This is a genomic window from Erwinia sorbitola, from assembly GCF_009738185.1.
GTDB lineage: Bacteria > Pseudomonadota > Gammaproteobacteria > Enterobacterales > Enterobacteriaceae > Erwinia > Erwinia sorbitola.
In genome coordinates this window covers 2,963,626-2,987,080 of sequence record NZ_CP046509.1, presented here as the reverse complement: position 1 = coordinate 2,987,080, position 23,455 = coordinate 2,963,626, and the positions used below count along the sequence as shown (strand labels likewise).

Annotated in this window: 20 protein-coding genes; 11 read left to right on the top strand and 9 right to left on the bottom strand. The window is 51.0% G+C overall.

Annotated features, from left to right (window positions below; translation table 11 throughout):
• Positions 1-181 precede the first annotated feature (181 nt).
• The gene (locus GN242_RS13450; RefSeq protein WP_154751911.1) at positions 182-727 is read left to right on the top strand and encodes a cell division protein ZapC; all 546 of its coding nucleotides are present in this window, start codon (positions 182-184) and stop codon (positions 725-727) included.
• A 16-nt stretch (positions 728-743) separates the two neighbouring features.
• Here GN242_RS13450 and GN242_RS13445 read toward each other — a convergent pair whose 3' ends face one another.
• Positions 744-1,853 (bottom strand): YcbX family protein, encoded by a 1,110-nt coding sequence (locus GN242_RS13445; protein WP_154751910.1) that lies wholly within the window; start codon positions 1,851-1,853, stop codon positions 744-746.
• Positions 1,854-2,109: 256 nt separating this feature from the next.
• Between GN242_RS13445 and rlmKL the strand changes: the two genes are divergently transcribed.
• The 6 genes from rlmKL to rmf all read left to right on the top strand — a co-directional run bounded on the left by rlmKL (position 2,110) and on the right by rmf (position 10,090).
• Positions 2,110-4,227, top strand: a complete 2,118-nt coding sequence (rlmKL, locus tag GN242_RS13440) for a bifunctional 23S rRNA (guanine(2069)-N(7))-methyltransferase RlmK/23S rRNA (guanine(2445)-N(2))-methyltransferase RlmL (RefSeq protein WP_156288278.1) — start codon at positions 2,110-2,112, stop codon at positions 4,225-4,227.
• Positions 4,228-4,233: 6 nt separating this feature from the next.
• Positions 4,234-6,150: an ABC transporter ATP-binding protein gene (locus GN242_RS13435; RefSeq protein ID WP_154751909.1), complete on the top strand. Its 1,917-nt coding sequence runs from the start codon at positions 4,234-4,236 to the stop codon at positions 6,148-6,150.
• Positions 6,151-6,182: 32 nt separating this feature from the next.
• Positions 6,183-7,457, top strand: coding sequence for a membrane integrity-associated transporter subunit PqiA (gene pqiA, locus GN242_RS13430; RefSeq protein ID WP_154751908.1), 1,275 nt, complete (start codon positions 6,183-6,185; stop codon positions 7,455-7,457).
• A complete protein-coding gene (gene pqiB, locus GN242_RS13425; RefSeq protein WP_156287653.1) occupies positions 7,444-9,084 on the top strand; it encodes an intermembrane transport protein PqiB in 1,641 nt (546 codons plus the stop codon). Before pqiA ends, pqiB begins: the two co-directional genes overlap by 14 nt.
• Entirely contained in the window at positions 9,084-9,644 is a 561-nt protein-coding gene (gene pqiC / locus GN242_RS13420) for a membrane integrity-associated transporter subunit PqiC (protein ID WP_154751907.1), read from the top strand. The genes pqiB and pqiC overlap by 1 nt, the downstream gene beginning before the upstream one ends.
• Before the next feature lie 278 nt (positions 9,645-9,922).
• Entirely contained in the window at positions 9,923-10,090 is a 168-nt protein-coding gene (rmf, locus tag GN242_RS13415) for a ribosome modulation factor (protein ID WP_154751906.1), read from the top strand.
• A 280-nt stretch (positions 10,091-10,370) separates the two neighbouring features.
• Here rmf and fabA read toward each other — a convergent pair whose 3' ends face one another.
• Positions 10,371-10,889, bottom strand: coding sequence for a bifunctional 3-hydroxydecanoyl-ACP dehydratase/trans-2-decenoyl-ACP isomerase (fabA, locus tag GN242_RS13410; RefSeq protein ID WP_154751905.1), 519 nt, complete (start codon positions 10,887-10,889; stop codon positions 10,371-10,373).
• A gap of 68 nt (positions 10,890-10,957) precedes the next feature.
• A complete protein-coding gene (locus tag GN242_RS13405) occupies positions 10,958-12,784 on the bottom strand; it encodes an AAA family ATPase (RefSeq protein WP_154752513.1) in 1,827 nt (608 codons plus the stop codon).
• Positions 12,785-12,896: 112 nt separating this feature from the next.
• Between GN242_RS13405 and matP the strand changes: the two genes are divergently transcribed.
• Positions 12,897-13,352 carry a macrodomain Ter protein MatP gene (gene matP / locus GN242_RS13400; RefSeq protein WP_154751904.1) on the top strand — a complete coding sequence of 152 codons (456 nt, stop codon included), beginning with the start codon at positions 12,897-12,899 and terminating at the stop codon, positions 13,350-13,352.
• A 90-nt stretch (positions 13,353-13,442) separates the two neighbouring features.
• Here matP and ompA read toward each other — a convergent pair whose 3' ends face one another.
• Positions 13,443-14,513 carry a porin OmpA gene (gene ompA, locus GN242_RS13395; RefSeq protein WP_154751903.1) on the bottom strand — a complete coding sequence of 357 codons (1,071 nt, stop codon included), beginning with the start codon at positions 14,511-14,513 and terminating at the stop codon, positions 13,443-13,445.
• A 346-nt stretch (positions 14,514-14,859) separates the two neighbouring features.
• Positions 14,860-15,366, bottom strand: a complete 507-nt coding sequence (sulA, locus tag GN242_RS13390) for an SOS-induced cell division inhibitor SulA (RefSeq protein WP_154752512.1) — start codon at positions 15,364-15,366, stop codon at positions 14,860-14,862.
• Positions 15,367-16,224: 858 nt separating this feature from the next.
• On the opposite strand from sulA, the gene GN242_RS13385 reads away from it, so the two are divergent.
• On the top strand, positions 16,225-16,854 hold the full coding sequence (locus GN242_RS13385; protein WP_154751902.1) for a TfoX/Sxy family DNA transformation protein: 630 nt from the start codon (positions 16,225-16,227) through the stop codon (positions 16,852-16,854).
• Here GN242_RS13385 and yccS read toward each other — a convergent pair.
• Positions 16,851-18,980 (bottom strand): YccS family putative transporter, encoded by a 2,130-nt coding sequence (gene yccS, locus GN242_RS13380; RefSeq protein WP_154751901.1) that lies wholly within the window; start codon positions 18,978-18,980, stop codon positions 16,851-16,853. The two genes, GN242_RS13385 and yccS, sit on opposite strands and share 4 nt — an antisense overlap.
• Positions 18,981-19,001: 21 nt before the next feature.
• The gene (locus GN242_RS13375) at positions 19,002-19,448 is read right to left on the bottom strand and encodes a YccF domain-containing protein (RefSeq protein ID WP_154751900.1); all 447 of its coding nucleotides are present in this window, start codon (positions 19,446-19,448) and stop codon (positions 19,002-19,004) included.
• A 135-nt stretch (positions 19,449-19,583) separates the two neighbouring features.
• Between GN242_RS13375 and helD the strand changes: the two genes are divergently transcribed.
• Positions 19,584-21,638, top strand: coding sequence for a DNA helicase IV (gene helD, locus GN242_RS13370; protein WP_156287652.1), 2,055 nt, complete (start codon positions 19,584-19,586; stop codon positions 21,636-21,638).
• 15 nt (positions 21,639-21,653) lie between these two features.
• Here the strand turns inward: helD and GN242_RS13365 are convergent, their stop codons facing one another.
• Positions 21,654-22,112 (bottom strand): methylglyoxal synthase, encoded by a 459-nt coding sequence (locus tag GN242_RS13365; RefSeq protein WP_154751898.1) that lies wholly within the window; start codon positions 22,110-22,112, stop codon positions 21,654-21,656.
• A gap of 80 nt (positions 22,113-22,192) precedes the next feature.
• Entirely contained in the window at positions 22,193-22,834 is a 642-nt protein-coding gene (locus tag GN242_RS13360; RefSeq protein WP_154751897.1) for a DUF2057 family protein, read from the bottom strand.
• 189 nt (positions 22,835-23,023) lie between these two features.
• Here GN242_RS13360 and GN242_RS13355 point away from each other — a divergent pair, with 189 nt between their 5' ends.
• Complete coding sequence (locus GN242_RS13355) at positions 23,024-23,437, top strand: CoA-binding protein (protein ID WP_154751896.1); 414 nt, start codon at positions 23,024-23,026, stop codon at positions 23,435-23,437.
• Positions 23,438-23,455 lie beyond the last annotated feature (18 nt).

Below are 23,455 nucleotides of genomic sequence, written 5' to 3'. Positions count from 1 at the left end.
AAATTCTGGCTTAAGGAGATCAGGGGCTTTATTTTCGCCCCTGTCTCGTTTATATTTTGTGCTGTTCAGACAATACTCAAATTTTACAGAGCAGGCTGAGAGTGTGAATGCCCCTCTGATTTCCGGAACGAGCTATTAATTTTCCGGCTTCTTATCACTCAGTATTAATACAGGAACCATCATGAGGATTAAACCAGACGATAACTGGCGTTGGTTTTTTGACGAAGAACACGACCGAATGATGCTCGACCTGGCGGACGGTATGCTGTTTCGTTCCCGTTTCCCTCGCAAAATGTTAACGCCTGATGCTTTTGATGTTTCCGGATTCTGCGTTGATGATGCCGCTCTGTTCTTCACTTTTGACGAGCGCTGCCGCGATGCCCGGCTGAATGCCGATCAGCGCGCTGAACTGGTGCTGAATGCACTGGTCGCTACCCGTTTTCTAAAACCACTGATGCCAAAAAGCTGGCACTTTGACAGCTATATTCAGGGAAACTGGCGCCCGGCAGAAGGTGAGCTGGTTAATGTCAGGGTTTCTGACAGTGGTGAAACTGCCAGCCTGCTGGTGGTTGAGTCTGGCGACAGCGCCGCGTTATGCCTGCTGGCGCAGCCGCAGTTAACCGTAGCAGGCCGTGGAATGGTGCTAGGCGATGCGGTGAAAATTATGCATGACCGCCTGCTGCCAATGGCCAGTGCCGATGGTATTCGTTTCGCACGCGCGGTGTAAGCCACCGCGCAGGCTGCTAGCGCAGAACCAGATCGCCTGCCGGAATACAGCTGCAACTTAATACAGTGCCATCCTGACGTACCGCGCCTTTCTTCATCCCCTTCACGTCGCCACTGACCAGCGTGACTTTACAGCTTCCGCAAATACCTGAACGGCATGAATAGGGCACTTTAATCCCCTGGAGTTCCAGCTGTTCCAGCAATACCTGCTGATTGTTACCGTTAAACTGCTGGCCTTGCCAGTTAATTACCACCTCACGGGTTGCATCCTTGGCAATATCCAGCGTTTCTGTCACCTGTCCGGCACCATAAGCGCGTGGAGTACCAGTGGTTAGTACTTCCAGCCGATCCCCTGCGCGTATGACGCCGCTGCTGCGCGCCACCAGATTAAGACCAAAGTCGATATCGCCGCTGCCATCCAGCGCACTGCGGAATCCTTGCAGAGTATTCAGCGGCTCCCCGCGCGGATGTTTACGCCCATGCTGAGTACTGATGGTAGTTAATACGCAGCGGCTACAGGGCTTGGGTACATCGAAGATAATCTCTCCAATACGCAGTGATGCCCAGCTATCTTCTGCCCATGCGCTGGCACCGCTCACCACCAGATTAGGGCGAAACTGCTCCATCTTCACACCGGCGGGGCAGCGCTGTTGCAGATCGCGCAGCGAGGCCTCGTTAACCAGCAGAAATGGATAGCCATCGGCAAAACCCAGCGGCACCTGATCCAGGCGTTTTACCCGGCGGGTCATCTCCGGCCCGACCCAGCGCAGCTGAACCTGACGCGGGAAAAAGCTGCTCAACCACTGATTAATAGCCTCCGGGGCGATTAACGCCGTAAACTGGCTGCCCCAGACTTCGGTTGGTGCAGGGGACGTCAGAAAATCTGCAAAACGCACAGTGGCGCTGCTGCCATCCGGCGCGCTGAGATGCAGACCATCAACAATCAGTGCCGGAGTAAACAGCACCATTTCTGGATACTGCCGCGCGGTAATAAAAGTACCATCGGGTTCGGTCAGCATAAAAATACGGTCAAATGCCAGGCCGCTGGTCAGCGCCTGCGCATGAGAAACCTGCATACCACGCATTGATTTAACCGGATGAACAAATAAACGAGACAGAGTGATCATGGCGATGCTCCATTGCGCCGCACTACACGTCCCTGTTGTTTACAGGGGGTTGTAGCAATAAACGCTAACTTTATGACATGCCGCGTTGATTAGCCATACGCTTTATCCAGTGAAATCATCTTCGCTTTAGTCAATTTTTCACGCCGAAATTCAGCCGTAAACCGATCGCCTGATAAGTGCCGGATTGCTGGCTTGCTGCAACTCCAGTGAATTCAGGTATAATGCGCAGCAATTTCTGATGAAGATAAGTGACGTTATGAATTCTCTGTTTGCCAGTACGGCGCGTGGGCTCGAAGAGCTGTTAAAAAGTGAGCTGGAAGCGCTGGGGGCCGAAGGCTGCCAGGTTGTCCAGGGCGGCGTACATTTCCAGGGCGATGATCGTCTGATGTATCAGAGTCTGATGTGGAGCCGCCTGGCTTCACGTATTCTGCTGCCATTAACCGAGTGCGGCGTCTATAGCGACCTCGATCTCTATCTCGGGGTGCAGGCGATTGACTGGCCAGCGATGTTTGGCAGTGATAAAACTTTTGTCGTGCATTTTAGCGGACTGAATGAAGTCATCCGTAACAGCCAGTACGGCGCACTGAAAGTGAAAGATGCCATCGTTGACAGCTTTACGCGAAAAAATCTGCCGCGTCCGAACGTGGATCGCGATCAGGCCGATATTCGCGTAAACGTCTGGCTGAATAAAGATACTGCCAGTATTGCGCTGGATCTGAGCGGAGACGGCCTGCATCAGCGCGGCTATCGCCAGCAGACTGGTCAGGCGCCGTTAAAAGAGAACCTGGCTGCGGCCATCGTGCTGCGTTCCGGCTGGCAGGTGGGGACGCCGCTGGTCGATCCAATGTGTGGTTCCGGTACGCTACTGATTGAAGCAGCCATGATCGCCAGCGATCGTGCGCCAGGACTGCAACGTAAGCACTGGGGCTTTACCGGCTGGAGCCAGTTTAACCAGTCGCTGTGGAGCGATGTGACGCGTGAAGCGCATGAACGTGCCCGTCAGGGTCTGACGGAAACCACCTCGCGCTTTTACGGTTACGATAATGACTCCCGTGTTATTGACCGTGCACGAGCCAACGCCCGTAACGCCGGTCTGACCGACCTTATCGAGTTCACCACTCAGGATGTGCTGAAGCTGACTAACCCGCTGGCACAGGGCGTAACCGGTACGGTGCTGAGTAACCCGCCATACGGTGAGCGTCTCGATAGCGAACCGGCGCTGATTGCGCTGCACGGCCAGCTGGGCCGTATTATGAAAACGCATTTTGGCGGTTGGAATCTATCGCTGTTCAGCGCCTCTCCGGAGCTGTTGAGCTGCCTGCAATTGCGTGCCGATCGCCAGTTTAAAGCGAAAAACGGCCCGCTGGACTGTGTACAGAAAAACTACCAGCTGGCTGAAAACCCAACCGGCGCGGTAGCGGGGCAGCTGGCAGAAGACTATGCCAACCGCCTGCGCAAAAACATCAAGAAACTGGATAAATGGGCGCGTCAGGAAGGGATAGAATGTTATCGCGTTTATGATGCCGATCTGCCTGATTACAATGTGGCGGTCGATCGTTACGGCGACTGGGTGGTGGTGCAGGAGTATGCGGCACCGAAGACTATCGAGCCAGCCAAAGCGCGCCAGCGCCTGTTTGATGTGATCGCCGCCACCCTGAGCGTGCTGGATCTGCCCGCTAACCGACTGGTGCTGAAAACCCGCGAAAAACAGAAAGGGAAAAATCAGTATCAGAAACTTGGCGAAAAGGGCGATTTCTTTGAAGTTGGCGAGTTTAATGCCAGATTGTGGGTTAACCTGACGGATTATCTCGATACCGGTCTGTTCCTCGACCACCGCATCGCCCGTAAAATGCTGGGGCAGATGAGTAAGGGTAAAGACTTCCTGAATCTGTTTGCCTACACCGGAAGCGCCAGTGTACATGCGGGTCTGGGCGGCGCACGCAGCACCACCACCATCGATATGTCACGTACCTATCTTGAGTGGGCAGAGCGCAATATGCGTCTCAACGGTCTTTCCGGCCGCCAGCACCGTTTAATGCAGGCCGACTGTCTGAGCTGGCTGCGGGATGCGGATGAGCAATTTGATCTGATCTTTATCGATCCACCGACGTTCTCTAACTCCAAACGTATGGAAGAGAGCTTTGACGTACAGCGCGATCATCTTGACCTGATGAAAGATCTGAAACGTCTGCTGCGTAAAGGCGGCACCGTGATGTTCTCGAACAATAAACGCGGTTTCAAAATGGATTTCGCCGGTCTGGAAACTCTGGGCCTGGCTGCTACTGAAATTACCGCGAAAACACAGTCGCAGGATTTCGCCCGTAATCGTCAAATTCACAACTGCTGGCTGATCACTCACGCCGGTAAGGAATAAGTTTTTATGTCACTAATCAGTATTCATGGCGCTTACCTCTCATTCAGCGATGCGCCGCTGTTGGATAACACTGAACTTCACATCGAAGAAAACGAGCGTGTCTGTCTGGTTGGCCGTAACGGGGCGGGTAAATCCACCCTGATGAAGATTATCAACCGCGAACAGCCGCTGGATGACGGACGCATTATTTATGAGCAGGATCTGGTGGTGGCTCGCCTCCAGCAGGATCCGCCGCGTAATGTGCAGGGTTCGGTGTATGATTTCGTAGCCGAAGGTGTGGAAGAGCAGGCCGAGCATCTGAAAGCCTATCACGCCATTTCGCACAAGGTGATGGAAGATCCGAGCGACAGAAATCTCAACGAGATGGCGCGCTTGCAGGGTATTCTTGACCACCAAAACCTGTGGCAGCTGGAAAGCCGTATTCACGACGTGCTGAAGCAGATTGGTCTGGACGGTGACGCACAGCTTTCATCTCTCTCGGGCGGCTGGCTGCGTAAAGCTGCGCTCGGACGAGCGCTGGTCAGCAATCCTAAAGTGCTGATGCTTGATGAGCCAACCAACCACCTGGATATTGAAACTATTGACTGGCTGGAAACGTTCCTGAAAACGTTCCAGGGCAGCATTATCTTTATTTCCCATGACCGTTCCTTCATTCGCAATATGGCCACCCGTATTGTTGATCTCGACCGTGGTAAGCTGGTTTCATGGCCGGGCGATTACGACCTTTACCTTGAAAGCAAAGAAGAAGCACTGCGCGTTGAAGAGATGCAGAACGCTGAATTCGACCGCAAACTTGCGCAGGAAGAGGTCTGGATCCGTCAGGGCATTAAAGCGCGCCGTACGCGTAATGAAGGGCGAGTTCGTGCGCTCAAAGCGCTGCGTCGTGAACGTTCAGAACGCCGTGAAGTGATGGGCAAAGCCAACATGCAGGTGGAAGAAGCCACCCGTTCAGGCAAGATTGTCTTCGAGCTGGAAAATGTCAGCTACGCCATTGCTGGCAGGCCGCTGGTACGTGACTTCTCGCGTCAGGTACAGCGCGGTGACAAAATCGCGCTGATCGGCCCTAACGGCTGTGGTAAAACCACGATGCTGAAACTGATGCTCGATCAGCTCAAACCCGATAGCGGTAGCGTACATATCGGTACTAAGCTGGAAGTGGCTTATTTTGACCAGCATCGCGCCGAGCTGGATCCCGACCGTACGGTGATGGATAACCTTGCCGAAGGCAAACAGGAAGTGATGGTTAACGGGAAGCCTCGTCACGTGCTGGGCTACCTGCAAGAGTTCCTGTTCCATCCGAAACGGGCGATGACGCCGGTACGTGCTTTGTCCGGTGGTGAGCGTAACCGCCTGCTGTTGGCTCGTCTGTTCCTGAAGCCAAGCAACCTGCTGATCCTTGATGAACCAACCAACGACCTTGATGTGGAAACGCTTGAGCTGCTGGAAGAGTTGATTGACGGTTATCAGGGTACCGTACTGCTGGTAAGCCACGATCGTCAATTCGTTGATAATACCGTGACGGAATGTTGGATCTTTGAAGGTAACGGCGATATCGGTGCTTTCGTCGGTGGTTATCATGATGCGCAGTCGCAGCGTCGTGCATGGAAAGAGAACCGGGCAGCAGCTAAAGGTGGTAACACTACGCCAGCGCGTCAGGAAAACACAAAAAATGAAGCAGCAAGGAAGCCAGCTGCTAAGTTAAGCTACAATTTGCAGCGTGAACTGGAACAGTTGCCGAAGAAGATGGAAGAGCTGGAAGCCCGCCTGGAAGCAATACAGGCACAGGTTGCTGATGCTAACTTCTTCAACCAGCCCCACGATGTCACCCAGCCTGTACTGGACTCATTAGCTCAGGCTGAACAGGAACTGGAAGTCGCTTTCGAGCGTTGGGAATATCTGGAGTCGTTAAGCAACGGCGCCTGATAGAGCTGTTCTGAAATCACCGAGGATCAGGTATGTGTTCGTCGCACCACGCGCATCAATGGATGCTTTGTCCACAGTGTGATCTGATGACACAGTTGCCAGAAATCCGGCCGGGCAGCAAGGCAAGCTGCCCACGTTGTCATACTACACTTCAGTCGAACTGGGTTGAGCCGCAGAAGCGGCCAACTGCTTATGCGCTGGCAGCGCTCTTTATGCTGCTGCTGGCTAATTTATTCCCATTCATCAATATGCGGGTTGCTGGTCTTAGCAGCGAGATCTCCCTGACGAAAATTCCTCAGGTGATGATTTCCGATGACTACAGCAGCCTGGCGACGCTGTTTTTGCTGTTTGTTCAGGCTGTTCCGGCCCTTAGCATGCTGATGATCCTGCTGCTGGTGAACAACATTCCACTGCCGCAGCGGCTTAAAATTGTGATGGCTCGCGTCCTGTTTCAGTTGAAGACCTGGGGCATGGCGGAGATCTTCCTCGCAGGCGTACTGGTGAGCTTCGTTAAACTGATGGCCTACGGAGAAATAGGACTCGGCACCAGTTTTGTTCCCTGGTGTCTGTTTTGCCTGCTGCATCTCAGAGCTTTCCAGTGCATCGATCGCCGCTCGTTGTGGCAGGGGATCTCCCCGTTGCCAGCGATCCCGCATACACCTGTGCCCGGTATAAGCGGTTTGAGTCAGGGACTGCGCTCATGCCGTTGTTGCACCGCAGTACTCCCGGTGGATACTCTGGAATGTCCGCGTTGCGGAGTTCACGGGCATGCCCGGCGTAAACATAGCCTGCAATGGACGCTGGCATTATTAGTGACATCAATACTGATCTATATCCCGGCCAATCTGATGCCTATTATGGTCACTGAGGCACTGGGTAACAAAATCACCTCAACCATTATGGCCGGGGTGATCCTGTTGTGGAGCGACGGATCCTATCCGGTCGCACTGGTGATCTTTATCGCCAGTATTATGGTGCCCTCATTGAAAATGCTGGCCATCGGCTGGCTGTGCTGGCATGCCAACGAGCGTGACAGCAACCGGGATGACAGTGACAAAATGCACAGGATCTATGAAGTTGTGGAATTTGTCGGGCGCTGGTCAATGATTGATGTCTTCGTTATCGCCGTGCTATCGGCGCTGGTGCGAATGGGGCAGCTAATGAGTATTTACCCTGCCAGCGGCGCGGTGCTATTTGCGTTGGTGGTAATTCTGACGATGTTTGCCGCCATGACGTTTGATCCCCGTCTCACATGGGACCGGATACAAGAAAAGAATACTAAGGAGCCTGCAAGTGACGGACAATAACCACGGCATAGCCACAGTAGATAAGATCAAGCGATGGTCGCCGGTGTGGATCATTCCCATCGTAACCGTCCTGATCGGTGCATGGATTTTGTTTTACCACTTCAGCCATCAGGGACCGATGGTGACGCTGATCACCACCAACGCCGAAGGAATTGAAGGCGGTAAAACGATGATTAAAAGCCGCAGTGTAAATGTTGGCGTGGTGGAAAGCGCCGTGCTGACTGACGACCTGCATCATGTGGAAATCAAAGCGCGGCTTAATTCCGGCATGGAGAAATTGCTGCGTGAGGACAGCGCCTTCTGGGTGGTGAAACCAGCCATTGGTCGTGAAGGGATCACTGGTCTGGGAACGCTGCTGTCAGGGGCTTATATTGAGCTTCAGCCGGGCGGTAAAGGTGAAAAGGCAGCGCAGTATGAGCTGCTTGATGCACCGCCGCTGGCACCGCTGGATGCAAAAGGCATACGTATTACCCTCGACAGCGAGAAATCCGGTCAGCTTAATGCTGGCGACCCGGTGCTGTTCCGCGGTTATCGGGTAGGATCTGTGGAAACCGGCGCCTTTGATGCTGATAAACGCATGATGACCTATCAGTTATTTATTGCCGCCCCATATGACCGCCTTGTAACCGATAATGTCCGTTTCTGGAAAGATAGCGGAATTGCCGTAGATATGTCTGCCTCGGGTATGCGGGTGGAGATGGGATCGTTGACGACGCTGTTCAGCGGCGGTGTCAGTTTCGATGTGCCAGAAGGATGGGAGAGAGGTCAGCCCGCAGAAAATAAAGCTGAGTATCGACTGTTTAACGATCAGCGCAGCATTCAGGATTCGCTGTACAGCGTGCATAAAGACTTCCTGCTGTTCTTCAACGACTCGATTCGCGGTTTGCAGAAAGGAGCTCCGGTGGAATTCCGTGGTATTCGTCTGGGTACCGTGGCAGAAGTGCCATTTACCATGCCGGGCATTGCCCAGCGTCTGAATAACGATTATCGCATTCCGGTACTTATCCGCATTGAACCCGATCGCTTCCAGAAGCAGTTGGGTAGTGATTTCAACTTCGAGCAGCATCTGAAAGATGGTATCACTCATGGACTACGCGCCTCACTGAAATCAGCCAACCTGCTGACCGGATCGTTATATGTCGACCTCGACTTCTATAACAACGCCAAACCGGTGAGTGGACCGAAAACCTTTGCCGATTATGAGCTGATCCCAACGGTGAGCGGTGGCCTGGCGCAAATTCAGCAGAAACTGATGGAGTCGCTGGATAAGATTAATAGTCTGCCGTTGAATCCACTGCTGAATGAAGCGACCGGAACGTTGAAAGAGAGCCAGCGTACGCTGCGTGAAATGCAGAAAACACTGGATAATCTCAACCAGATTACCTCCAGTCAGTCGATGAAAGAGCTGCCAGCGGATATGCAGAATACGCTGCGTGAGCTTAACCGTAGCATGAAGGGCTTCCAGCCTGGTTCACCGGCGTACAACAAGATGGTTGGTGATATGCAGCGTCTTGACCAGGTATTGCGTGAGTTGCAGCCTGTGTTGAAAACACTCAACACCAAGAGTAATGCGCTGGTATTTGAAGCCAAACCAGGTCAGGACCCACAGCCGAAGAGGGCGAAATAATGATGAAATGGATTCCCGTGGCCCTTGCGTTGGCACTGAGTGCCTGTAGCAGCAGCCCTAAAACTGCCTATTACCAGCTGCCCACAGCGGGCAGTACATCCGCTGTGATCGGCAAAACAGTTACCACTCCGGTATGGGTGGAGAGAGTTTCGGTGCCAGATTACCTCGCCGGTAATGGCGTGGTATATCAGAGTAATGATGTACAGTTTGTGATTGCTGCAAATAATCAGTGGGCCAGCCCGCTGGATCAGCAATTGCAGCAAACGCTGGTCACCAACCTCAGTAACGCTTTACCAGGTGCGCTAATCTCATCAACTCCTTTGGGGCAGCAGCATGACACGCTGAATGTTACCGTCACGGGTTTCCATGGCCGCTATGACGGGCATGCCGTCATCAGCGGTGAGTGGATACTGGAGCATAACGGGCAATTGCAGAAGCAGCCGTTTACTCTGGCGTTGCCGCAGGGTGAAGATGGATACGATGGTTTAGTAAGAACCTTGGCTAAAGGTTGGCAGCAGGTTGCAGGGCAGGTCGCTAATGCGATAATCCGCGAACAATAAGTAAAAATTAACTAAACCTCTAAGCCTTTGATTGTTGCAGAGTTCATTTTTTGCATCGTCGAAGGCTTTTTTATTGCTTATCAATAAGATAGTAAGCGTTTTCAATGTGTTTTTAGCGATTATTTATCGCAATTCTGAGGCAAAGATATGACATTGGCGTGAAATTTGCGCGTTGATCTTTGCAGTAAGTCGCGGTAGAACTTATGAGTGGTTGCGTGAAACGTAACCACTGTATCTTTCCACCAGATTCCACCAGACTAAAATGAGGGAAACGCGGCATGAAGAGACAGAAACGAGATCGCCTTGATCGGGCACAATCACGAGGTTATCAGGCAGGCATAACAGGACGCTCAAAAGAGATGTGTCCGTATCAAATGCTGGATGCCCGATCACACTGGTTGGGAGGTTGGCGACAAGCCATGGAGGACAGGTCGGTTACCGCGTAACAGCCTGTAAGAAAAGGGAAGAGCCTCCGCCATACGCGGAGGTTTTCATTTTAGCCGTCATAATTCACGCTGTACCTGCGTTGGCTGCTCTCAGTCACCCGAATCACTTACTCCAGTAAGCTCATCGGGATTCCTTCATTTGCCGCCTTGTTACAGTCCGAATTATTTAGGCTAACCAAACGTCATATTCACACTGTACCTGCGTTGGCTGCTCTTAGTCACCCACCCAGGTACAGCCCGAATTATTTCCAGATATCAGATACGAATTTAACTCTGATATTTAGAACGCAGTGGTGTCTTTGAACAGGCCCACTTTCAGGTCAGTCGCAGTATAGATCACGTGACCATCGACCAGCACTTCGCCATCTGCCACGCCCATCACCAGTTTACGGTTGATAACGCGTTTGAAATGAATACGGTAAGACACTTTTTTTGCCGTTGGCAGAACCTGGCCGGTGAATTTCACCTCGCCAACGCCCAGCGCACGACCTTTACCTTCAGCGCCTAACCAGCCGAGGTAGAAACCAACCAGCTGCCACATCGCATCAAGGCCGAGGCAGCCAGGCATAACCGGGTCACCAATAAAATGACAGCCGAAGAACCACAGGTCTGGATTGATATCCAGTTCAGCTTCCACGAAGCCCTTGCCGTAGTTACCGCCATCTTCGGTCATTTTAACTACGCGGTCCATCATCAGCATATTGCCAGCTGGCAATGGCGGGCCTTCAGCGCCAAACAATTCACCGCGACCAGAGGCAATCAGGTCTTCTTTAGTATAGGATTCGCGTTTATCTACCATATTTTCTATAAGCCTTGTTTTAATGAAGCAGGGAGTTTAGCTTACACGTGTACGCCGGACAAGTCCGATCAGCCTGGTGTGAACCAGTTCAGCCAGCGCAGCGGCCACGGACGGTGGCGTGGATCCGGATGCATCATTTGTGCGATGCGTTCCTGAATTGTACGAAGCAGACATGAGCCTGTTTCTTTATCCCACTCCACGCCAGTCAGCAGCGGCAGGGCCTCATCAACATTAGAGATGGCCCATAAATGGAATTTACCTTCACGAACAGCATCGACAACTTCCTGTTGCAGCGACAAGTGCCGCACATTGGCCGCAGGAATGATCACGCCCTGAGTACCACTTAACGTGCGTTGATTACATATATGGAAAAAGCCTTCGATTTTTTCGTTCAGTCCGCCCACTGGTTGCACTCGACCAAACTGATCGACGGAGCCAGTTACTGCCAGCTGCTGGTTGATTGGCTGTAAGGCGAGCGCACTGATCAGTGCACAAAGTTCAGCCAGCGAAGCACTATCCCCATCCACTTCGGAGTAGGACTGTTCGAATACGACTGAGGCAGAAAATGGCAGCTGTTGCTCCAGTTCCAGTTCTGCTATCAGCCATGCCTGCATGATCATCATGCCTTTCGCATGAATATTACCGCCCAGTTCAGCTTTGCGCTCAACATCGGTAAATTCACCATCACCTACATGAACCACACAGCTGATACGTGAAGGTTCACCAAATGCGCGCGGATGGCCCGGGAACTCCATAACTGACAGGGCATTAATCTGACCGATCATTTCGCCTTCAGTTTCGATTAATATCTGATCAAGCAGAATCTCATCGCGAATACGCTCAGGGAGGAAACCTTCACGCCACTCACGCGTACTGAGAGCGTCCTGAAGGTTCGCAGCAGTAAGCTGATTATCCTCACTATAAAGAGCAGCCTCCTGGAGCTGGCGACCAAGCCATTGTGGATCAAGCGGAAGCGTATCCTGATCGCCGGTGTAGCGTGCGGCTTCGCGGATTAAGACCGGCCAGAAATCAGGCGCAGGGGAAGGGTAGCCGAGACTGTGCGACACATTTTGTACCCACTGCAACCAATTGCTGAACTCTTCGTCATCCACCAGTTGGATATTATCTTCGAACTCACTGTACAGTGACATTGATGCCAGTTCTGGCTCCATCTCCTGAAAATCAGCCAGCACATCACGCTCACCAATAAGCACCAGGCGGAACTGCATTGGCATAGACGGGATCGATAACGGCAGAGGACGGCTTTCGTCCTGGGAATACCAGTCAAAACGCTGGTTCACCATGATCTGTTTCAGTCGCAGCCACAGCAGCGGCTGCGCCATCAGTGCGCGCATGGACAGTACCAATACTCCGCCATTTGCACGATGTACCAGACCAGGAGAGAGTGTAATTTTCGACTGGTGAATGCGGACACAGCCGAAAAGCTGTTCGGCTTCAATCCATTCAGCCTGATGTACACCGCCTTCACTGGCGAAGTTATCAGCTGCGGCTTGCGCCGGACGCCAGCTTATAGCGTCATCGCTTATGTCATAATGACCGCCGTATAAGGTCGGATTATCATCATCGATAAGAGATGAGAGAATATCCTGTAATAGAGCAAGATATTCAGCACTCTCAGGGCTCTTGACCAGCATTAGCGGTATTTTGGCCGGGGTTTGCATAAGCAGGCTCAGGCCATTAAACAGGCGTGCCTGCACGGATGCAAAGCACTCTGTATCGGCAGTAAAGGCCTGCGAGAGGAGATGCTGGAAGCGTTCTGTATCGGGCTGTAAGGCGCGCCACTCTAATCGGTTGTTGGTCAAAGTTATCGTATTTTTCTGAATGAATAAAAGTGGCATTATACAATATTTCAGCCTGTTAAGCACAGCAGACATGCGTATTCGCGCTGCTTGCGTTAACATTGACCCTGATGTCCCTGTTTTCTTTGCAGCCTGATGAAAAAAAGCTGTTATTCTTAATTCGTTATGTGGTCAGCATGAGATTCCGATGAAATATCAGCAACTGGAAAATCTTGAAAGCGGATGGAAATGGAAATACCTGGTCAAGAAGCATCGTGAAGGTGAATTGATCACGCGTTATATCGAGTCAAGTGCAGCGCAGGCAGCCGTCGATGAGCTACTGGTGATTGAGAACCGACCGGTGGAGGTATTGAAGTGGATCAGCCAGCATATTAACCCGGCGCTTGAAAACCGCATGAAGCAGACTATCCGTGCGCGCCGCAAACGTCATTTTAATGCTGAACATCAGCATACGCGTAAGAAGTCTATTGACCTGGAATATTTGGTCTGGCAGCGTCTGGCGGGTCTTGCCCAGCGCCGAAATAGCACATTGTCTGAAACGATAGTGCAGTTGATTGAAGATGCAGAGCGTAAAGAGCAGTACGCAAGTCAGATGTCATCGTTGAAGCAGGATCTTAAAGCAATTCTGGGCAAGCCTGAATAAAACCGATAAACCTTTTTCATTTATTCTGACTTGAAGATTGTCTGCCAATAAAAAACCCCGCCGGAGCGGGGTTTTTTTTAACGAGATAACTTAAGCCTGTGGCTGAGTTACAACGTCTTTGATGCCTTTAACTTCGATTTCTACGCGACGGTCTGGCGCCAGGCAGTCGATCAGGGCATTACGGCCTTTCACGCTGTCACAGGTGCTGCCGGTAACAGGGTTAGATTTACCCTCGCCACGTGCAGAGATCTTGTTAGAAGGGATGCCTTTAGAAACGAGGTAGTCTACAACAGACTGAGCGCGTTTTTCAGACAGTTTCTGGTTATACTGCTCGGAACCGATACGGTCGGTGTAACCCAGCACTACAACAGAGCCATCTTTAGGATCCAGATTACTCAGCTGGGAGTACAGCTGATCCAGAGCCTGCTGACCTTCTGGTTTCAGAGTGGCTTTGTTGAAGGTAAACAGAACGTCAGACTTCAGGGTGAAACGCTTGGTTTCAACAACTGGAGCTGGAGCTGGAGCTGGAGCAACAACTGGTGCTACTGCATCATCCTGACCGAAACGGTAGGAAACGCCAACACTCAGCATTGAGTTATCAGGACGCGCACCAACGGTACCTGCGTCACCGATGTTGTTAACCCACTGGTAGTCCAGACGGGTTGCCCAGTTTTTGGTCACTGCGTATTCAACACCAACAGCAGCCAACGGAGAAACGCCAGTATCATGGTCGCTGATACGGTTACCGTTAGCATTCTGCTGGGTAGAGTCTGCACGCCATACCATACCACCCAGACGGGTGTAAACGTCCAGATCGTCAGCTACTGGGTAGCTTAATTTAGCTGCCAGCTGAACGCCCTGTGCTTTGAAAGCGCCGTTGACGTTGTTGCCTTTGTTAGGCATGCGGCCTAACCAGTCATAACCCAGCTCGAAGCCCAGGTACTGGTTTGCCTGATAGCCACCAAATGCACCAGCACCGAGCTGGCTTTCATGAGTTGGACCATCGTTATCTTGGTAACCGTTACCGTAGTAACCTTTGTCATGGTACTGAGACCAGCCCAGTTTAGCACCGGTATACCAGGTGTCATCTTTAGGTGCGGCCTGCGCTACGGTAGCGAAGCCAGCCAGTGCCACTGCAATTGCGATAGCTGTCTTTTTCATTTTTGCGCCTCGTTATCATCCAAATAGGCAATGAGCTTTAAAGTAGCTCTTTGGTTTAATCCTTCGCCGGGTTAAAAAGCTCGATTATGACTCTTCCAAAAGGAGGTTATTGAGCACCCTGGCGAGCTAAAGTCTACAACGTACCAGCAAACTTACAAGTATGATGTGAGGACGGCACGCAAAAAAACAGCGTTTCATACACATTTATTAACATTTAAGGGTGAATTCTTTGCTTAAAAACAGGTCAGAGATCTCCGCTAAACCATTGCTACGCCCCGTCATAACATAATCATACGGTTAAGACAGGGCAGGCAGGGAAAAAATTTGAGAAAATTCTCATTTTTACTTAATGATACAAAGATGAGTGAATTCTTAGACCGTTCAGAGGTCTCCCTGAGGGAAAAATGCTATTTTCTGAACGCATTATTAACCCTAAAGCCTGGCCAGAACTTGCAGCTTCTTGCAAACGGCGACGATCCACTTCCGATATATCTTCTGCAAGCCAGCCTAAAACCACACTATAGTTCCCTGTCTGTAATGCCTTGATCATTGCCTCGACGGTGTTGATGGCACCAGAGGATGGAGACTGCATCACTTTATCCAGCGGTAACCCAGAGCGCTGTAGCCAATCACGACTGAGTTTCTGTGGTGGCGTCAGCCATAGTTGCCAGCGAGACTGCGTCCCCAGTTGCTGCAATAAAGGCAGTAGCAGCAATTGAGTCATGCCGGGTTGATTCTCACTGTAAATCAGTTCGCTGATCTGGCCACTGGCACACGGGGCTGTGGAAGGCACAGATGCAGCAGCGTGCAAGGTACGACTAACAGATTGAGATTTCAGGGAATGAGTACGCATAATGTCTTCGCTCATCTGGTTACTGTATGGATATACAGTATAGCCATGATGAACAAAGATCAACCTTTAATCTTCCTTCCTCGCACAGGCTGAACCTGGCAAAACAGGCTGAGGCTATCTCGCTGAGTCAGAAGTTCCATAAAGTGATATCCATAATGTAGTGGGCACCTTCCTGAAAAAAATTAAAATCGATAATATTTCATGGGATAATAGTTGGTTATCAATTTCCGTCTCCCTTTTTACGCCTGCTTTCGAATGGTGATTAGGTATCATGTCAGCAGCTGTAACGCGTCAAGTTAATTAACTCTTCCCTGTGATCTGGATCTGATAATGGTAGCAGGATGGTCTTTCCTGGAGTTTTAAGGAAAGAGTATTCATAAAGATTTTCTTCTTTCTCAGGTTTTTGAATAAACATTAAAAATAAATCGCTGCTATCCACAATGCATCAGTATTGAGGAAAAGGCCCGCGTGGCCTGCTTCCGTGCAGGGTTCTCCTGGATGATCCGCCCTTAAGACCTGGCACTCTCATTGACAATGACATCTAAAAAAAACGAATGCTGTATAGGTGCTATTTTTATCCGGAGGTAAAGGTTGTTTATGAATAACGGTCGCATCTGTAGTGTCTCATTGCAATTTAACTTCGCGAAGGCATTATTAATCGATGATATATTTTTTGAAGGGGGAAAATCGCTGGCGTCTATTTAAAGTTGATTGTTTTTTTCGTAACGCCTCGCAAAATTACAATGAAAATGGGTGAAATGCCAATTATTCATTGAACCTGTAATGAGTATTGCTTATTTTCTATTGCGTTGTTTTGAGGTTTGGTAGGCTATTTTATCAATAAACTTGGGTGAGAATATGGATAATTCTAAACGTAAAATCGCTGAAGCGAAGCAACGGCTTGCCGAGCTAGGTGACGTACAATCCCGTACACAATTTGGCGGTTATTGCCTTGCGGTGGAAAAAACCGTGTTTGCGGTGGTTGCAGAAGGGGAGCTTTATCTTCGTGCCTGTGAGCAGGCCCAACCCTATATTGTGGAGCGCAAAATGGAACCTTTAAGCCTCACCAAACGCGGTGTACCGGTGGAGCTCAATTACTATCGTGTTGATGGTGCTTTATGGTCTGACAACGAACAGCTGTTGGCTCTCTCCCAGCTTTGTTTACAGGGAGCTAAAAAGCAGCAAGAAGAACGCCAGAATAACCGACGTCTTAAGGATTTGCCTAATATGGGAATCAGGATGGAAATGTTATTGCGACAGGTGGGCATTCAGACGATTGAGATGCTAATTCAGAAAGGTGCAAAGCGAAGCTGGTTGTTGTTGCGTTCCTGTAATAAGAATCTGGGGCTGAATGTATTGTATGCATTGCAGGGTGCCATTATCGGGCGTCATCAGGCTGCGTTGCCGCAGGCGATGAAAGAGGAGCTGCGCGTATGGTTCGAATATAACGAGCAGCAAGAGAGAAAAAAGAAACGTGAACAGAATTAGCTATGCAGGGAAATCTGCTTTTTCAGGCGCGCAATTTCAGGCAATAGGGCCACCAGTAAGCCAACCTGTTGCAATACCAGTGGCTCTTTCGTTTCGGCATTGGCTTTACTGTGCTGAATGCGTTCCGCCAGGCTATCCATCATGCGCTGTGCTTTCGCTTCATCGACGATGTCGATATGGAGGATATCATCGACATAACAGACAGCGTCATCCATTAGTTGCAGCATGGCATCGCTTTCCAGCTTTTCGCGATGTGCACCGAGAGCAGAAATATAGCTCAGGAACGAATGGTTAAGGCATAGCAGCCGGAAAGCCGCTTCCCGAAGCGCCTGATCGGATTTATTTTCTACCGACATATTTGAAACGACGGATGCCAGCTCCGCATCGCCATTATGAGCATCGCGCCGGGCAATACGATAATCCAGCCGGTTATCTTTTCCCTGGTGATATTGCACCAAAATGGCATCCAGATAGCGGCAGTTGGCATTCAGAGTTCGTTCAGCAACGGCAGAAAGTCGGCGGAAACGCCAGTCAGGCCAGATAAATGTCACTGCCAGCCAGGCAATACCGCAGCCAATCAGCGTATCAACAATTCGTGGCAGGGCAACCTCAAAGCCTTCTCCCAGCAGGTTGAAACACAGCAATACCAGCAGGGTGATAAACATGGTTGCATGTGCATATTGTACATTGCGAAACGCAAAGAACAGGACACCGGTGACGACAATCATCATCAGCTGGCCTTCAATAGACGGAACCAGCCAAAGGAGCGGCAGCCCAAGCACTATACCGGCCAGCGTACCAATAATACGTAGCGCCAGGCGTCGGCGAGTTGCACTGTAATTAGGCTGGCAGACAAACAGACTGGTTAGCAATATCCAGTAGCCGTGCTGTAAGCCGGTAATCTGGATAATGCCATAGCCTGCACACAACAGCAGCGACATGCGCACCGCATGACGGAACAGCGCAGACTCCGGGCTAAGATGGCGGCTCAAACGCAGGCGAACATCGCTCCAGCCTTTCAGTCCTTCGCTGGAAAGTGTCTGATCGTTGTATGTACTGCCCTCAGCCAGGATCTGCTCTGATTCGATGGTAGCGAGTTGGGCATCGATCGCTTTCAAATTGTTAAGCAGATAGGTCATCGCCTTGACCTCTGCACTGTCAGGCTGCTCGACTGCAAGCCGATGCAGCGCAGCGTTGAGATTAACAAAAACTTTCTCGAAGCGTGCATTATGCTGGTAGGGTTCACGCAGCAAAATTGAGCGTGAGAGTCGCTGACAGGCCTGAGCCTGAAGCGACAGCAGGCGCTGGAAACGGAACAAAATATCACTGGAACCCCAGGCTTTACGCAACGCGTGATACTCAACGTGCGAAGAGCTGGCGCGCTCATGGATATCCTGGGCAACGAAATAGTAGTGCAGAGTCCGGCGGGTTCCGCGCTGACCACGATCTCCTCGCAGGCGTGACTGAATCGAGGCTTTTGCCTGGTTAAGCAGGGTAACTAACTGGCTGTTGGCCATTGCCACATCCACCAGCGTTTGGCGATCGTCATCTTCAATATCAGGATCGAACAGGTTTGCTTTGGCTTCAAGGTAGCGTGCCAGTTGCGCAAAGCAGCGAGATATATTTTCCTGCAAAGGACGTATAGGGAACAGCAGATGCCCGGATAACGTCAGCAGGTTGTACCACACCGCCCCCAGCAACAGCAGGGCAGGTTGTAAATACCACTGCGGAAATAAATTAATGCCCAACATGGTATAGATTGCGATCAGTAGTGCACCGAAGGCGATCGTAGCGTAGCGCGGGCCCAACGCTCCGAGCAAAATAAATCCCCAACTGGATATCGCCAGCCCGACTATAAACAGCCAGGGGTGAGGGAAAAGTAATTCCACTGACACTGAAGCAATACAAAAGCAGACCAGTGTGATTAACAAATTACGCAATCGTCCGGCCAGACGATCGTCCAGGTCTGTTAGCGCAGCTGCAACGACACCCAGCGTCAGCGGGATGGTCCAGGTGATTTGATGCAGCCACCATGGCACAGCAGTGGTGCCTGCCAGCGCCAGGGTAATGCGGATGTTATACAACCAGGTACTGTTGAACGCGTAGCGTCGCAGATTGCCGATCATGTTTTTATTCATTGCTGTGACTTAGCGAAAACGTGCACGTGCGTTCGCTTCGCGAGCCGCCTGCGCGACCTCGACAGAAACAACGCGGCGACCAACTGGCCACAGAGCAATCGCAGCAATTTTGAAGTTCGCGATCCCCACGGGAATACCAATAATGGTAATGCATTGTGCAATGCCTGCCATTATGTGCATAACGCACAGCCACCAGCCAAAAAAGATCAGCCATAAAATGTTCAGCAGCGTGCCGCCCGAGTTTAGCAGTGCATTTTTTCCAGAAGGATTCAGTTCATCAACATGTACTGCTTCGTTACCATAAGGGAATAAAGACAGTTTGGTAATTTCCCAGCAGGAGCGAGTCAGCGGCAAGGTAAAGATAAAAATAATGCTTACCAGTGTGGCCAGCAGCCAGGAAAACGTGGTGAGAAATCCACCCAGCACAAAATTAAGAATATTTAAAACGGTGCGCATAAACGAGTTCACCTTTAGCTGATAACGGTTAATAAGCGACAATTGCTTGATTGTAACGTGTTTTAGCACTGGAGAGGTACACGTCTGCCAGTTAAACTGTCTGATGATGAAAATAACCGCAGCCAGGGCACCGTAATGGAACTGAAAGCAACATCGTTGGGTAAACATCTGGCACAGCATCCCTATAACCGGGTGCGGCTTTTGACCGCAGGTGTAGAGGTCAGCGGTGAAAAACATGAGTACCTGATCCCATTCAATCAGCTGCTGGCAATTAAGTGTAAGCGCGGGCTGGTATGGGGTGAGCTTGAATTTACGCTGCCCGATGAAAAAGTAGTCCGTCTGCATGGTACCGAGTGGAGTGAAACACAGCGTTTTTTCCACTATCTCAGCCAGGAGTGGCAGCAGTGGAGCAGGGAAATGAGCGAGGTCTCAGCCAGCGTGCTGTTAGAGCAACAGCTACAAATCCAGCAGGGAGAGCGGCAGGATAAATGGCTCAAACGCAGCGACATCACAGCCTGGCAACTGGCGATCCGTAAAGCATTTGATGCCGTGCCGCTTCCAGCCGATCGCCTGGATGAGTTTGACAACTGTCGTGAACCCTACCTGTATTGCCTGCAATGGTTGAATAACAGCGATGCCCGACGCGTTCAGCGTAATAATGAATGGACTAACCGTATGCTGGAACAGCACGCGGACTTCTTCAATCAGGTGGAAACATCGCCGCTGAATACATCGCAGGCACGCTCTGTGGTTAATGACGAGGATGCTGTACTGGTTCTGGCCGGGGCGGGTAGTGGTAAAACCTCAGTGCTGGTGGCAAGGGCTGGCTGGCTGATGATGCGCCGTCAGGCCAGTGCAGGGCAGATCCTGCTGCTGGCCTTTGGTCGCAAGGCTGCTGACGAGATGAATGAACGTATTAAAGCGCGCCTTCATACTGATGATATTCAGGCGCGCACCTTTCATTCTCTTGCTCTGCACATTATTCAGCAGGGCAGTAACAAAGCCCCGACTGTTAGCAAGCTTGAGACCGATCACGGGCTGCGCCAAAAATTATTAATTGATACCTGGCGGCAGCAGTGTAATGAGAAAAAAGCACATGCAAACGGCTGGCGTCAGTGGCTGACAGATGAGCTGGAGTGGGAGCTGAGTGAAGGCAGTTTTTGGCAGGATGATGGCCTCGCACGCAGGCTTTCCAGCCGACTGGAGCGCTGGCTGGGGTTGATGCGCATGCATGGTGGAGCGCAGGCCGCGATGATCGACAGCGCGCCAGAAGAGGTTCGCGACCTGTTCAGTAAACGGGTAAAACTGATGGCACCTCTAATGAAGGCCTGGAAGGCAGCGCTGAAAGAAGAGGGTGCGGTTGATTTCGCCGGACTGATTCATCAGGCGGTAAATATTCTCGATAAAGGGCGATTTATCAGCCCCTGGAAGCATATTCTTGTTGATGAATTTCAGGATATATCGCCACAGCGCGCGGCACTGCTGGCAGCACTGCGCCGTCAGAATACACAAACCACACTGTTTGCAGTAGGGGATGACTGGCAGGCCATCTATCGTTTTAGCGGCGCTGAAATGAGCTTAACTACCGCTTTCCATCATCATTTCGGTGAAGGAGAACGCTGTGTTCTGGATACGACTTACCGCTTTAACCAGCGCATTGGCGAAATAGCCAATACTTTTGTTCAGAGTAATCCTCATCAATTAAAAAAGCCGCTTAACAGCCTGAGCAAGGGTAACAAAAAGGCGATTTCGCTGTTGCCTGAAGAGCAGTTGGAAGCACTGATAAATAAACTTAGCGGCTATGCTACAGTCGGTGAGAGGATCCTGGTACTGGCACGCTATCACCATCTGCGACCGGATATTCTGGATAAAGCCGCGACCCGCTGGCCTAAGCTCAATATCGGTTTTATGACTATTCATGCCAGTAAAGGACAGCAGGCGGATTACGTCATTATTTTGGGCTTGTCAGAGGGTAAAGAGGGATTTCCGGCAGCGGCAAGGGAGTCAGTGATGGAAGATGCGCTGTTACCAGCACCGGAAGATTTCCCGGACGCAGAGGAACGCAGGCTGGCCTATGTTGCCATAACGCGTGCGAAGCAGCAGGTGTGGTTGTTGTACGATCGTGCCCATCCATCGGTATTTGTAGCAGAATTTAGCCGTCAGGGCGTGCCGGTATTGCGCAAACCCTGACAGCCAGCGCCTGGATTATTTCAGGCGCTCTTGCAGATAACGTTCATAATCCGGGATTTGAATATCCACCTGCCGGGCAAAGAGTGGGGACTGGATAATAAAGTCAGCGGTTGCGCGGTTAGTGGCCACCGGAATGTTCCATACGGTCGCCAGGCGTAGCAGCGCTTTTACATCAGGATCGTGTGGTACGGCATTTAATGGATCCCAGAAGAAAATCAGCACATCAATTTTCCCTTCCGAAATCAACGCACCGACCTGTTGATCGCCTCCCATCGGGCCACTAAGCATCGCCGTTACCGGCAAACCGGTGGCGCGCTGTACGAGGTTCCCGGTGGTTCCTGTGGCGTAAAGAGTGTGGTGCTGCAACTGCTCTTTATGAACATCTACCCACTGCATTAAAGCATTTTTACAGTGGTCGTGAGCCACCAGGGCAATGTGTTTTTGGGGCTGTAGAGTGCGGGTTGTCTGATCCATTCAGTATCCTGGTTGGGTAGGGTCGGGCAATAGGAACAAGTAAACAGAAGGGTGAGTGTAGCGCCGGGTATAATTGGATATCAACTGGTATGCAGGGCATTCATCAACATCACAAATCGTTGACGGGTTGCAGAATCAACCTGAAGGTACCAGAGTCGCAGCATACGTTCAGCCGGGTGCTGATGGTTTGTTATATCTGGCTCAACAGAAGCGGCTTGCGAGGTGCGACGTAACGGCTGGGCAAAACGTTGCACGGAGGCTGCGTGACCTTCGAGGTTATACTGCACCATCGCCTGTTCAAGGTTACCCTGAGCCTGCGGATGAAGCGTGTCATGTTTACTGCTGACTTCGGCACCGTGCTCATCAACCAGAGTAATTTGCGGTTTTTTATCAAAAAGTTTGCCATCACGCAAAGTCTGCAATGCTGGCAGCTGGATAATGACCGACTTGGTACGGGCGGTAAACGTGACGATCTGAGGCACTGATATCCAGTTTACCGTGTCCTGTGCATTGCGGCTTACCGTGCGCTCGACGCGAAACAGTAACTGATGTTCGCCTCGTTCCAGTTCGAGGCCTTCAGCACCTCTTAGCAGTGACCCTGAAATTTTATGCCCATCCAGTACCAGCAGGTCAATATCGGTAGAAAGCTTCAGCGTCGTTGCCTGTGAGGTTGCGGCAATCAGCATCGCTATCAGCCCGGTGATGACCATACGCAGCTTCATTGTTTCTCCAGCAGGGTAAAGGATATTAAAGAGTTTGAATGTATCAAAGTCTTTCAGTATGCCAGCATATTAACATTTAAAAATACTTAATCGTGCTATAAATCAAGAATCGCATAGGTTGCGTTTTTTAATGTGGTGAATAAGCCACACTTAGCGACAACAACGCCAGTAAGGCAAATGGAGGCAACAATGAGTGATAAGACCATCGCTGATGTTCTGACATCGACAAAAACCATCGCACTGGTGGGCGCCAGTGATAATCCGGCGCGGCCAAGCTACAGGGTGATGGCTTACCTGTTGTCTCAGGGGTACGAGGTTATCCCGGTAAGTCCGAAACTGGCAGGAACTGAATTACTGGGGCAGAAGGTCTATGCCGAACTCAGTGATATTCCTCATGGTATTGATATGGTTGATGTCTTTCGCAATGCGGAGGCTGCGTGGGGAGTTGCGCAGGAGGCTATTGCCATTGGGGCGAAGTCGCTGTGGCTGCAAATTGGAGTGATCAACGAGCAGGCGGCCGTTCTGGCAGCAGAAGCGGGCTTAAAGGTCGTGATGGATCGCTGTCCGAAAATAGAGATCCCGCGTCTGGGTCTGGAAAAATAGCCATAAAAAACCCCGCGT